This is a genomic window from Nocardia sp. NPDC055053 (assembly GCF_053608285.1).
Genome location: NZ_JBSGVD010000038.1, coordinates 20,126 through 32,421, shown reverse-complemented (window position 1 = coordinate 32,421; position 12,296 = coordinate 20,126). Strand labels below are relative to the sequence as shown.

Here is a 12,296-nt window from a genome sequence, read left to right as displayed (position 1 = left end):
CCGGATTCGGTGCAACTTCCGAAAGGAGCCTGCCCCATGAGAGTTGAGTTCACAGAAGAGGGCCGAGCTGCACACGAGAGGACAACATGCAGTCGATGACTGTCCCCACCGACGACGGCACTCTGCTGCACGTCGGCGTCACGGGAAGCGGTCCGGACGTCGTGGTGCTGTCCGGTGGGCCGGGCTGCATCCACTATCTCGAGTACGACACGCTGGCGCCTCGCGGAATGCGGGCGTGGTATCCCGAGCCCAGAGGGGTCGGACGCTCCAACGGCGGCCCTCACGACCTTACTCAGGCAGTGGCCGACATCGAGGCAGTGCGGCGAGCCGCAGGTGTCGACAGCTGGGTAGTGCTCGGCCATTCCTGGGGTTCGGATCTGGCGGTGCGCTACGCACTCGATCACCCCGGCCGTGTCAGATCTGTGGTCGGCGTCGCCGGACACGGACTACACAAGGACCGCACCTGGTCCGAGGCATACAAATCCTCGCAACACCTGGAAGCCGACCTCGAGATCAGCTGGGAACCAGCCGTTCACGCCGCCCTGACCGCGTCATTCGTGGACTGGATCCACGAACCTGACCTGCTCCGACGGCTGGCCGATTCCACTGTCGCCATGACATTCATCGGCCCGCAGCACGACATCCGCCCGTCCTGGCCACTGCGGCAACTCGCCGCTCTGATCCCCGACGGCAGGTTCGAGGAGCTGCCTGGCGTCGCCCACAACCTGTGGTCGACCGATCCGCAGGAGTGGGTCGACCTCGTTACCAGAGCATGCGCGACGCCCAACCTATCGGCGATGCCACCATCACAGTCATAGTTCGATGTCGCCCCAACACTTCCCTTGCATCGGCAGTTCAGAGAACGGACGGTGTCCTTCTCTGAACCGTCTCTACTACTCGAGAATCGTTCGTAACCCAGGCAGAGTCCTGTCCGGCGCGCTCTGCCGGACAGGACTCCGGTTTCAGTCTGGCTCAGCGCTTGAGTGTGAAGGTGAAGTCGCCGGAGAGCTTGCCGCTCAGTCGGACTGCCGAAACCAGGTTCCCCTCCGTGAGGAGTTTCTCGACCTCGGCCCGCGAAAGACCGAAACCTTCGGCGATCAGGCGGACCGGCCGGACCGGGATCCGGGCCACAAAACGAACTGAGACGTCAACCACCTCGCAGTCCAGATGGTCCGATTCGCCGATATCTAGCCGCCACGCGTTGTCCCAGTCGAGGGCAACGCGATTGCGGCGCTGCACGACCGAATCTTGAAGCAGCTCAGCGGTCAAGGCGGGGTCGTTGTCATGTAGCCGGTCCAGCAGCTCAGGTCGTATCAAGCGCACGTTCACTCGCTCCAGGACCGTGAGCTTGGTGGTTTCACCGCAACCGGTACACAGCGCGAGGAGCCAAGCGTCGATCAGCTTGTGGTGTGCGTTGACGCGGAATTTTCCGTTTGCCCGGAAGCGCTCGGACGCGCACGAGTGGCAACGTCGGAGAACTAGCGGCAGGCAGGTGGGCACGACGTCCCAGATTTTGAGCATAGAAGTACACCCGTTTCAGTGAGAAGTTCGCAGCAAGAAGGAGCGCGGCGCACATGCGCGGCGCCCGATGATTCAGCGCTGGGGCGGTCTCACTGGATGTACAGCGGAATGTCCTCAACTAGACGACGTAGTTGGGCAGCATGGTAGTGATACACAGCGCCGCCGTTCCAATGGTTTTCGGGTGCTCATCGCCAAGCTCTGTCCGCTGGATCGAGCACGAAGCCGGAAATGACTCCTGGCAGCGACGAACTTCCGCCTCACGGCGAGGTTTACGCAAGTTGCCGGCGTTTGGTGTCGATGTGGCGCAGGGTCTGTTGTAGGGCGTCGACCTCGCCGAGCCACTGCTTGTCGCGGGCCTGATCGAGCCGGTCGCGGCTGTTGGCGGCCATGTCGTCCAGGCGCGGTAACTGTGCACGGTCCAGGCGCAGGAACGGGCAGCGTACGCTCTATTGACTGAACCGCCCGGCGAAGAGTACCGCACGCCGACCGACGAAGAGTGGGATGCGTTCCTGTCCCATTTCGAGAAGCGGAAGGTATCGGTCGGGACCTGCGCGCGAGCATTTTCAACGCCGTGTGTTCATGAACACGCATGTGTCCGTTGTTCGCTCCTGAGACCGGACCCAGCCCAACGGGCCAGGCTCGAGGAGATCCGCGACAACCTCGAAGCCCGCATCATCGAAGCCAAACGCGAAGGCTGGCTCGGTGAAGTTGAGGGCCTCCACGTCAGTTATGCCGGCGTCAAGGACAAGCTCGCTCAGATAGACGCCACGCTCAGTCGAACGGCGACAGGAACCGAGCTCGGCATCCCGGCGTTCGGATCCATCTCCGGACGAGCCCCTGCCCGTGACGGCCGACCATCGGCCAGTAAGAACCTCGGCGCGGTTCGGCACGCCTTGTCGGCAGACAGACTGTGACCGTTTCGAACCGCGCATTATGCGGCAGAAGCGGATGTTCGGGTTGGGCTGTCGTAGTGTCGAGTGGGCGGTGATGGTCTGGCGCGCAAAGGGACTCGGATTCTGTGCGTGGACGGGGAGCGTTCAGGCACATCCGCTACCGCCGTGTTAGCGTCGGGCACGTGGGGACAACAACGCAGCAAACTGACTCCGGCGGCGCGGCCGCGTACGACCCGATCGCCGAAGCCTACGCCGAGGAGAACGCGACGAGCCTCCTCAACGAGTACTACAACCGGCCTGCGATCCGGAACCTGCTCGGCGACGTGACGGGTAAGCATGTGCTGGACGCCGGGTGCGGCTCGGGTCCCACGCTCGTCGACCTCATCGAAGGCGGAGCGACTGCGGTCGGAATCGACGGCAGCCAGGCCCTGATCGACATCGCCACAGACAGAGTTGGGGGCGCCGCAGAGCTACACGTCGGGGACCTGGCTGCCCCACTTCCGTTCGGCGACAACACATTCGACGACGTTGTCTGCTCCCTCGCGCTGCATTATCTCGAAGATTGGCGCTCCCCGCTGGCGGAGATGCGCCGCGTGCTCAAGCCCGGAGGCCGCCTGATCCTCTCGGTGGAGCACCCGCTGGTCATATGGTTCACGCAACTCCAGGCCGGCGAGACCACAAACTACTTCGCCACGCGCCAGCGCAAGGTGACCGATATGGCCGGGCAGACCGCAGACCTAACATTCTGGGATCGGTCCTTGTCGACGATGTTCCAGACATTCTTCGACAGCGGATTCCGTATCACCCGCGTCGAGGAACCGGCACCTGCCCCGGAAGCGGTGGAGCGGTTCCCCGAGTTCTTCCAGGACCGCGAGGACCCGAGGTTCCTGGCCTTCCTGTTCCTGGTGTTGGAGGCCTGACTCCTACGCTGCTCCAGCCCGCCGAACTCCGCTCAGTCGGACAAGTTCGCTCATCGGCAGAAGATTGCGTTCTGGCGACGTCGGGGATGGGCCTGGCCAGCTAGTTCAGAGAAGCACGCGTGCTCATGGATGCAGGGGTGCCATAGGGGCGGAAGCAGTCGCCGAGCTCGATGCGGCGCAGCAGGAAGTGCTTCTCGAACTCGCCCCACTCCTGCGCAGTGGCGTCACGATATTCGACCGATTTGCGCAGGGCGCGCGCCGGTGGGCGATGAACTGCTGGTGGTGGGCGATGACGGCCTCGGGGAACACCGCGGCGTAGCCGCGGGTGGTGTCGAGGTCGAGGTGGCCCGGCAGCGAGGCCACGACGTGCAGTGGGAGCCCGGATCCGACGGCGTCGGTAGTGAACAGGCGCCGGAAGTCATGCGGGGTGGACGTGGGCCTTGGCGCGGCGCTGGATTGCGACCAGGACCTAGACCTCGGGGCTCATCGGGATGAGGCGTTCGATGTCGGTTTTCGACGCTGCGATGCGCAGCAGCGGGACCAGGGCACCGTGGTCGCCGGCGTGTAGTGGCGGCGGTAGACGACGCCATCGACGATGAATTCCTCACCGTGCGAGGTCTTTTCGGCGGTGCTCAGCAGGTCATGGACCCAGCGTCTGCGATCCGCGGCGGTGGTGGTCAGTGCCGGGAGCAGTCTGTTCAGGACCCTGGTCCGTTGCTGCATGCGGGCTTTGACCCGGACGCGGGTCTTCTGCACCGAGCGGATGTCGCTGTCGCGCACCGGCGGCCCGAGGCCGCCGGTCGTGCCGCTGCCGTGTCCCGATGCTGGGCAGCGGGTGTCGAGATCCCGGGAAGGCGGCAATACCGTAGGGATCCAGAGCTCGATGGTGTGTGCTGCCCGGCGTCGCTGTCGGTCGCGAAGAACGTGCTGGTTCACGTTGATCGAGGCCGCCACCACGCTTTGGGGGCGATACCGGCCCGTTGGGCAGCGTCGCGCAATTCGGATTTCGTTCGGGCTGGGTGGCCGGAGTGCTCATATTTGGCTTTGATTCGGCTGATGTAGCCGTTGACGGTGTTGACTGAAAGGCCAAGGAGTTCGGCGACACCTTTGGCGGTTTCGCCCGATGCCCACAGGGCGAGCACATCGCGTTCGCGGGTACTGAGATGGGGAACGAATCCGGCGTCGCCGTCGAGGGCGGCGGCCCAGTCGACCGAGGTGACGGTGCCGTTACGGGCTGCGGTGTGGATCGCGGTGGCGATGACCGACTCGGGTTCGGACTTGCGCACGATACCGAGCACTCCCGCGCGTATGGCCTCTCGCACCAGGTCGGGGCGTTCGGCGGAGGTGAGGACCAGAATCTGATAGCCCGCCGCGGTGAGGTGGGCGATGTTGTCGGTGGGTGTGGTGGCGTCGCCGAGCACGAGGTCGAGGATGACCAGGTCGCGGGCGTCGCCGGTGTCGATCAGGTCGGCAACACAGGAATAGTGAGTGAGTGTGGCGGCGATGTTGGATTCGCGCAACGCCGAAGTCAGCCCGAGGACCCAGATGGAGTGGTCTTCGATGACTGCGATGTCGAGCGGGTCAGCGCTGTCCTGGAGCAAGGTATCGGTCATGAGCAGGACACCTTCGGGTCCGTGAGGGTTTCAGGGCGGGTGTGGGCAGTCGATTCTTTGCCTTCGGCGTCGATCGTGGTGCGCGAAACGGTGGTGTCGGCGCGGGTGATCACGATGGTCGCCCGGTTGGCGTGGTGGGCGGGAGTCAAGCGAATGGTGACAGTGTCCTCGGTGTCGGCGTTGGCGAGCGCCGTGGTGGCGGCATGGATGAAGTTGTCGAAGTGGCGCGGATCGGGGAAGGAGCTTGTGGTGCTGTCGTCGATGAGGACGATGTGAACACCTCGGGTGCGTGCGGCATCGACAGCCTCGTCGATGCCGGGGTGGCTCAGCCCCGGGGCACGCAATGTCGCGCGCAACGCGGCTTCGAGCCGAACGGCGGTGTCGCGTTCGGGTGGGAGCAGAGGACGGTCAGCGATGATCTCGAGCAGTGGGCGCGCTCGGTCGTTGATGGTGGCCAGTTGTTCTTCGCGTTGGGCGGTTCGGGCCCGAATCGCCGCCGCGGCGGCGGTATTGGCCGCGGATCGGTCGCGTACCTGCCGGGTTCGGCTGAGCAGTGCTCGGATGGTTCGGGTGAGCAGGAAACACAGCGCCAACGCCATGAGCGCTGAGATCGACTCGGCCACCCAGTAACTCACGTTGACGTGTGAGCGCGCGGCGGCGAGTAGCGGTGCTGCTGTGCATCCCAGGGTGAGGGCGGTCGCGGCGAAGAGGCGTCCGCGAATACCGAGAATCATCGCGAACGACCCGCTGACGTACCCGGGCCAGATGATCTGGCTCACCAGCGGTGGTGTCGAGGTAGTCATGACCAGCAGGTCAGCGGCTGGTAGCCCCAATGTCACCGCCGTCGTCGGGGCCATGGGCAGTGGGTCGCCGGGCCACATCACCAACACATATGCCCCGGCGATCACGACGCACGCGGCCGCGCAGGAGGTCAGGACCGGAGTCGCTGCTCCCGCATAGGCCATCGCCGACGCGATGACTGCGGCGCACAAGACCGCAACAGCTGACCACCTCACCCGCGAATTCAGTACATCGAAAACACCGTAGTTGGATTCGGCCGGGCAATCAGCAGGATCGGGCGGAGACCAGATGAGCCGGACGCAGGTAGCGGGTTCGGTGACGATGACAGCGTTTGCTCCAGGTAGTGCTTCGACCCGCGCTCGCAGTCGTGACAGCCCGAATCCTGTTGCGCTGGAGGAGAATCCAGGACCGTTGTCGCTGACTCGCACCTCTAGATGGTCCGTTGAAACCGCGACATGAATCACGACCTTTGGCTGCGGGTGGCAGTGGCGGTAGCTGTTGCGGACAGCCTCGCGTGCGCATTGCGCGAACACCTCGACCACGGATGCGGGATAGCGGGCGACGGCGTGTGCGTCGATGCTGATAGACGTGGCGACGGCCGGGTAGGTCGCACGGCACCGGGTCACGATGGTCTCAGCGAGTTGATGCGCGGCCAATGTTGCCCGCCGCTGTGGCGGAGGTACGGTGTCGAGTTCAGCGACAGCGAGAGCCGCTTCGCGCCGGACGTCAGCGCTGGCAGGCAAGCGGGCCGCGGCAAGCAGCGCACCGAGGACATAGTCGTGGATCACATCGGCCACCCGGTCGCGTTCGATGGCACGGGCGCGTGCCGCGGCATCGTCGGCGAGTTCGCGGTGGTACAGGTCCCAGGTGTCGTCGAGTGCGATGGCTGCGGTGAGCGCCATGCGTGCGAGAACCACTGAGACAACCGTGAACAGCAGGTTCCCCGCTACGCTCACCAGCATCCAGCGGAGAGACAGATCGTCGAGATTGAGGTAGTGGATGGCGCGCGAGACGGCGAACGAAGCAACGGTGTAGGTCAATGCGAGGCGGGTCGACCACGCTACCGCGGCGGCCAGTGCTGGGATCGCGCTGAGCCCTTCCAGCCAGATCGATGCAACCGCCTCGACGCGGCTGCCGTCGTGGGCGACGAACCACGTCACACACGTCACCAGGTATGCGATCGCGAACGCCGACAGCGCGAAGGTGGTGAGACGGTGGTGACGTGTAGCGACCGCCGAGATCAACAGGAGGAGCGAGCCGAGCCCGCACGCGGCCGATGCCGGCCCCCACCACGCGGCCAGATGCGCGGTGGACAAGGGGAATTGGAGGCCGAAGACGAGCCAGTAGCAGCCTGCCAGCCCGGTGATGAGGGCGGCTAGCCGGGCACGAATCCGAACGAAGGCGTGCGCGGCCAGCGGTGATGGGATGTCTGGGCCCGGTTCAGGTGGCGGGGAGGGTTCGGCTGTTGCGAAGTTGTCGATCGGCGATGGCGACAAGGCTGAAGGTGGCCTCCACGTATTCGGCCGCGGCGTTGTTCGGTGGCGGCGCGGACGGGCTCTGCAGTTGCTCGTACATGGTCTGCGCGGCGTCGAGCATACGGGAATGCATCGCCGAGATCTGTTCGGCGGCATAAGCTTCGGACGCCACCGCAGCGAGATTCGCCGTAGGCGTCACTGTGCGTTTGCCGTGGCTTCGTGCCAGGTAGGCGAGGATGTCGAAGGCCAGATATTGGGCGGCGGTAAAGCTCAACACGATCGCGGCGCGCGTGGCCATGGTGGAAACGTGGCTGTGTCGGGCAGCGAACTCGGCAGTCAGCGCGTTGGGGTGAGCGCTCAGTACCGACTCCACCCTGCTGGTCGTCCACGGGCTGTTTTCCCACTGCCGTGAGCGGGAGAACGCTACGAAGCCGCGCAACCGGTTGCTGAGCGTGGCGCAGGGATCGGTGGTCGACTCGATGACGGCGAGAGTGTCGAGCAGTTGGTCGACGACTGGATCGGCGGCCATGCTTTCACGCTCGGCCAACCCGTGAACGACACGGGCCAGCGCGCCGAACGCGTCGATAGGGCCGCGTGCTTGCTCGTCGACGAGGTCGAAGAACAGCCACCGAATTCCGACCTCGAGCGCGGTCGCCCAGCGCAGCGACCGGGCAACCGAGGCAGCAATCTTGGGGTGGCTGCCTCGATACAGGCTCTCGCCGGCGGCCGCGGCGATCAGGTCGAGCCGGGTGCTCAGGTCGTCGTCACGGAACAGACCCAGCTCGTAGAGCTGCTGAGTGTGTTCGGCGGTAGCGGACTTGGCGGACTCCGTCGCTGTCTCGTCGATGTGGATAGTCAATCCGGTTGTGGGCACTGTCAATTTCGGTCGCTCCTGTCTCTGGTCGGGCACTCTTCATCCTCGCGTGGGCCTCGCCGAGGGCCGATGGTCTGGTCCGGTCGGCTTCGCGGACGCGCGCACTGCCACCACGCCGCGCCGTACACCGCGGTGACACCGCCATAGATCGCGGCCAGCCGAGCGAATCGCCACCAGGTCCGTGGGTCGGCTACGGCCATGTCGATGAATTCGAGCAGCCAGCGGCCGAAGTTGATCGCGATGATCGCGGCGGTGACCGCGTACACGGAGGCGAGCACGATGATGAATCGGCGCTCGACCGCCGTCCCGGCGCCGAATTCTCGCGCGAGCTTGACTGGAGTGGCCCATGTGGCCGCGACGCGACGCGCGCCCAGCCAGTCGCGGATCGCCCAGTACCCGTCGGTCTTGTCGCCGGGCCGCAACGCGAGTATCGCCGCGGACGATCCGATGAACAGCGCCACCACCAACACCGGTGAGGGCCGCAGGTGATAGCACAGCGCCAACGCCGAGAGGGTGTACCCGTCAATCGCTGGACCTGCCAGCGCGGATCGGATCCGTTCACCACGGGGATGGGTTTCCATCACGGTGAGATCGACGTAGAGCACCGGCGCGGCTAGATACAGTCCGATTCCGGCGGCGGGCCGATGTCCGAGACCACGCGCGACCGCATAGTGCCCTGCTTCGTGCAGCAACCCCGACGCGGTCAAGATCGCCACGACGACCGACAGTGATCGCACGGGATTGTCCAGGACATACGAAAGCCCCTCGCGTACAGGAAAACCGACTATCACCACACCCGTGATTGCCACGACCTGAGCCAGCCCGAGGACGATCCCGGCGCGGCTGGTCAACGGGGTGACGATCCTGGCCAGGCCCGCGACGATGGCGGTCAGCGTTCGGGACGGCCGGCGCACGATCAGGTCGGTCAACGTCGGCGCATAGCGCGGGTGGTCACTGCCGGAGGGCTGCGGGTGGTCGACGTCGAGCACTCCGGCCGCTGCGAGTGCGACCAATGACTCGCGCGTGCGATCGTCATCGAGCAGCAGCACAGTTTCGCCGGTTGCGAGTCGGCGCAACAGGGCGTGGGTGTGCTCGTCGACGCATACCGGCGACCGATCGGGCACGACCACGATCGGGTTGTCGGGCGCACCCAGGACTACGCCGCGAGCCAGTCGCGGCATCGGGGTTGTACCGGTCATTGGTTACTGGTTCGCGAGTGCCACGATGCGGGCATCGAATTGCTCGGCGAAGCCGTCGCAGACGCCGAAGCGGCCGAGGGCGTCGCTGTCCAGTCGCGCCCCGCAGCCGCCGCCGTGGGCGAGCGCGACGCTACATTCGCGGCAGTTCTCGAGGCGGTCCACCCGCCGCTGCCGCCACTTGTCCCAGATGGGAAGCTGCACGACCGACCCCGAGGAGAACCGACCCACCGCGAGTTCGGGGCGCCCGACGAGTTCGTGGCAGTTGTAGACCATCCCCTCGGGTGAGAAGTAGATGTTGCGCGCGGGTGCACCGCACGCGTCGAACACCGGCTGATCCATGAGCCGTCCCAGATACTCCCCCAGCGGGGTTCCCGTGCCGATCGGGTCCAGATATTCAGGAACCGGAACCCCCATCGACCGCAGCTCTTCGGTCATTTCGGTCAGGCTCAGAAAGTGCTCGCCAACACCGCGGTCGGGTGCCAGCGGGTCTGGCGCGACGTTGATGTACTGCAGCTCGAGACCTTGCTCGCCCAGCAGTCCGCGCGCCTCGAGCAGCTCGCGCAGCGCCGGAACACCCGCGATATTTCGCCGGTCGAGATTGACCCGCACCAGTACATGCGCGCCCGCGCGCACCGCGAGGGTGATGTTGTCGACGATGACCTGGAAGGTCGGCTGGCCCGCCAGCGGAACGCGGCGGCGGTCGTGGATCTCGGGTGGGCCGTCGAGACTGATCTGGAGGTCATCGAGCATGCCAGGGCCCAGAATGTCGGCGAACTGCTGCAAGTAGACGCCGTTGGTGGTCGCGCGGGTGGAAAGGCCGAGCTCGGATGCGGATGTCACCAAGTAGCGCACGACCTCGGCGGTACGCGGCAGCAAGGGCTCGCCGCCGAACAATTCCAGGTGATGGACGCCGCGCTGGGCACTGACGTTCTTGACCGCGTCGATGACGCGGGCAGCCTCATCCAGCGAGAGGTAGCGTTGCGGAATCGACCGCATCCCGGTGTCGGCTTGAAAACAGTACGAGCAGGCCAAGTTACAGGCGTTCGTGGTGACGACCGCGATATTGGCAGCCTGGGTAGAGGGCACATGGGAGCCGACGTAATCTACGAACCACGACAGCTCATCGGCGCGGGACAGTTCGGTCAGGTAGCCGACGTCGAGCGCATATTGACACAGCTGCTGATCGTCCGGAGTTTCGGTGGGCGCGGTCAACACGCTGACTCTGTCGGTGGGAATGATGTCGGCCACGCGGCGGGGAAGGTTGAGTAGCAGGCTTGTCCCGTTTCCCAGGTCGATGATTCTGGTGTAGGTGCTCAGTCTCATGGGTTGCTCGCGTCTTCAGAGGTTGGCGGCGGTGAGTGGGGCAAGGGCAGCGGCGAGGGCGGCGAGGAGATCGCCGCCCTCGGTATCGGCGGCGCAGAACAGGCCATCAGGGTTCACATCACACCACCATGTGATGCCGTCCCGGTCGACAAGGACATCGGCGGTGAACACGTTCACACCCAACACGGTCGCAACGGCGACGGCGTCAGCGCTGATACCGGTGTCCTGGATGCGCTCGCGGCGATGATCGACGTAGCGTCGGTCGATCGTCGCGACGGCCGGGTCGACCGGATGCTGGGCAACCAAACTGACGTGGCCGAAGGCGTATCCCACCCGCACTTCACAGCATGATTCGATGAGGTCCTGGTAGAAGCCGGGGCATGGCTGCGCCCCATGACGTTCGTCGGTAACCTCCATCGTCGATGCCCGCCCGCCGTCGCACGACTGGTCGACGTCGATCGGCTTCCACACCTGCCGGCGTGCCACCACAGGCTGGCGCTCCGTGACCCAGGTCGCGGGAACCCGCACGTGCGACGAGATGGCCGCCAGTGTGGCGACCTTGTTGTCCACTGCGAGCGGGTCGCGTGACCACCGGTCCGGCCTCGCCACGTAGTCCTGACGCAGAAGGCCGAGAATCGTTGCATTCCACTGCCGTTCGGCGAAGTTTCGCTGACCTGGATCGGGAAGCGAGTCGACGGTGGCGATGGCCCGCGGCGGTGAGCTGCGCCAGCGCCGAAAGACGATCCGGGTGGCCGAACCGATCTGGTCGGAGGTGAGCACGTTCGAATCGGTCGAGAGTCGCCAGCCGTGTCCCAACTGTGCGCTGAGATGGTAGCGGTGTGCTGGCAACGACAGTGGAAAGAAGTGCGAACACCGACCGGATTCGATCAACCTGACCAGGTCGGGATCGTCGAAGTCGGCGAGCAGGAGGGCGGTTTCGGCAGAGGACGGCATACGAGTAGGACCACATCCACTTCGACAGACAACAACACCAGGACGGCGACTCGCGCTGCCGGCAGTGGCCCCGACACCACCGCCAGCAGCGTCCCGGGCCTAGTTGCCGTAGCTGAAGCAGCTACACATCTTGCCGGTGCCCTTCATGCTCACCCGCGTATCTGTCGGCACGACAACGCTCTTGAGGAAGGCCGGAGTTTCCTTCAACTCGACGGTCTTCTCGCGATTGTTCTCCATGATCTCTCCTGCTCGGTCGAGGACTTCTTCTCCCGCTGGAGCGTGCGAGGAACCTCCTCGCTACCAGCAACTTCAACGCTATCGACGCGTGGTGCGCGGTGTCTATCAGCCAATTTCAGGTGTCACGGTTCGAACGGCTAAATGTTCGACATGCTCAATAGTGAAGCGGCAGAAGCTATCCCGTGCTGCTCTGCACTCGAGTAGCGACGTCGATGCAAGAGAGGTACGGGGTCGAGCCCGGCCACACGACCAGCGGGTTCGGGCCACGAGCACACCGTCCCGACGCGATGCGGGCCGTCATCGGCTCCAACGCCTTGCCACAGCCGTCGGCCGCCATACCGCCTCTGTCCGGCACAAACCCCCACTACGGCAACGCGCACAACGCCACGGACAAACCCAGTGAGCAGGACGATCACCTGGGCGCCGATCTCGTCGAGAGTGGCAGGAGCGTCGGGGGTTCCGGCGACGGTGGGCTGGTCGGTCGTG

General features: G+C 65.1%; 11 protein-coding genes. 3 read left to right on the top strand and 8 right to left on the bottom strand.

The genetic code is table 11. The annotated features are described in order from the left end of the window. The first annotated feature begins 95 nt into the window (after positions 1-95). Complete coding sequence (locus ACWF82_RS28835; protein ID WP_452506217.1) at positions 96-818, top strand: alpha/beta fold hydrolase; 723 nt, start codon at positions 96-98, stop codon at positions 816-818. 154 nt (positions 819-972) lie between these two features. Here the strand turns inward: ACWF82_RS28835 and ACWF82_RS28830 are convergent, their stop codons facing one another. Beyond that, on the bottom strand, positions 973-1,521 hold the full coding sequence (locus ACWF82_RS28830) for a DUF1062 domain-containing protein (protein WP_452506215.1): 549 nt from the start codon (positions 1,519-1,521) through the stop codon (positions 973-975). Positions 1,522-1,970: 449 nt separating this feature from the next. Between ACWF82_RS28830 and ACWF82_RS28825 the strand changes: the two genes are divergently transcribed. After that, positions 1,971-2,435: a hypothetical protein gene (locus tag ACWF82_RS28825; RefSeq protein ID WP_452506213.1), complete on the top strand. Its 465-nt coding sequence runs from the start codon at positions 1,971-1,973 to the stop codon at positions 2,433-2,435. Between the two features lie 161 nt (positions 2,436-2,596). After that, on the top strand, positions 2,597-3,334 hold the full coding sequence (locus ACWF82_RS28820; RefSeq protein WP_452506211.1) for a class I SAM-dependent methyltransferase: 738 nt from the start codon (positions 2,597-2,599) through the stop codon (positions 3,332-3,334). Positions 3,335-3,817: 483 nt separating this feature from the next. Here the strand turns inward: ACWF82_RS28820 and ACWF82_RS28815 are convergent, their stop codons facing one another. From ACWF82_RS28815 to ACWF82_RS28785, 7 genes are all read right to left on the bottom strand, one after another. Then, the gene (locus ACWF82_RS28815) at positions 3,818-4,288 is read right to left on the bottom strand and encodes a hypothetical protein (RefSeq protein ID WP_452506209.1); all 471 of its coding nucleotides are present in this window, start codon (positions 4,286-4,288) and stop codon (positions 3,818-3,820) included. Beyond that, entirely contained in the window at positions 4,267-4,947 is a 681-nt protein-coding gene (locus tag ACWF82_RS28810) for a LuxR C-terminal-related transcriptional regulator (RefSeq protein ID WP_452506207.1), read from the bottom strand. Before ACWF82_RS28810 ends, ACWF82_RS28815 begins: the two co-directional genes overlap by 22 nt. Beyond that, a complete protein-coding gene (locus ACWF82_RS28805) occupies positions 4,944-7,379 on the bottom strand; it encodes a hypothetical protein (protein WP_452506205.1) in 2,436 nt (811 codons plus the stop codon). Before ACWF82_RS28805 ends, ACWF82_RS28810 begins: the two co-directional genes overlap by 4 nt. A gap of 720 nt (positions 7,380-8,099) precedes the next feature. After that, a complete protein-coding gene (locus ACWF82_RS28800) occupies positions 8,100-9,296 on the bottom strand; it encodes a hypothetical protein (protein WP_452506203.1) in 1,197 nt (398 codons plus the stop codon). Positions 9,297-9,299: 3 nt separating this feature from the next. Continuing rightward, positions 9,300-10,619 carry a radical SAM protein gene (locus tag ACWF82_RS28795; protein WP_452506201.1) on the bottom strand — a complete coding sequence of 440 codons (1,320 nt, stop codon included), beginning with the start codon at positions 10,617-10,619 and terminating at the stop codon, positions 9,300-9,302. Between the two features lie 15 nt (positions 10,620-10,634). Further along, complete coding sequence (locus ACWF82_RS28790; protein WP_452506199.1) at positions 10,635-11,189, bottom strand: hypothetical protein; 555 nt, start codon at positions 11,187-11,189, stop codon at positions 10,635-10,637. A 483-nt stretch (positions 11,190-11,672) separates the two neighbouring features. Further along, positions 11,673-11,810, bottom strand: coding sequence for a hypothetical protein (locus ACWF82_RS28785; RefSeq protein ID WP_452506197.1), 138 nt, complete (start codon positions 11,808-11,810; stop codon positions 11,673-11,675). Between the last annotated feature and the right edge of the window lie 486 nt (positions 11,811-12,296).

Excerpts from the sequence above, each read along its gene's own strand:
- ACWF82_RS28835 (WP_452506217.1), top strand. The coding sequence starts at position 96 with ATGACTGTCCCCACCGACGACGGCACTCTGCTGCACGTCGGCGTCACG.
- ACWF82_RS28830 (WP_452506215.1), bottom strand. The coding sequence starts at position 1,521 with ATGCTCAAAATCTGGGACGTCGTGCCCACCTGCCTGCCGCTAGTTCTC.
- ACWF82_RS28810 (WP_452506207.1), bottom strand. The coding sequence starts at position 4,947 with ATGACCGATACCTTGCTCCAGGACAGCGCTGACCCGCTCGACATCGCA.
- ACWF82_RS28805 (WP_452506205.1), bottom strand. The coding sequence starts at position 7,379 with ATGCCGCCGAACAGATCTCGGCGATGCATTCCCGTATGCTCGACGCCG.
- ACWF82_RS28800 (WP_452506203.1), bottom strand. The coding sequence starts at position 9,296 with ATGACCGGTACAACCCCGATGCCGCGACTGGCTCGCGGCGTAGTCCTG.
- ACWF82_RS28795 (WP_452506201.1), bottom strand. The coding sequence starts at position 10,619 with ATGAGACTGAGCACCTACACCAGAATCATCGACCTGGGAAACGGGACA.
- ACWF82_RS28785 (WP_452506197.1), bottom strand. The coding sequence starts at position 11,810 with ATGGAGAACAATCGCGAGAAGACCGTCGAGTTGAAGGAAACTCCGGCC.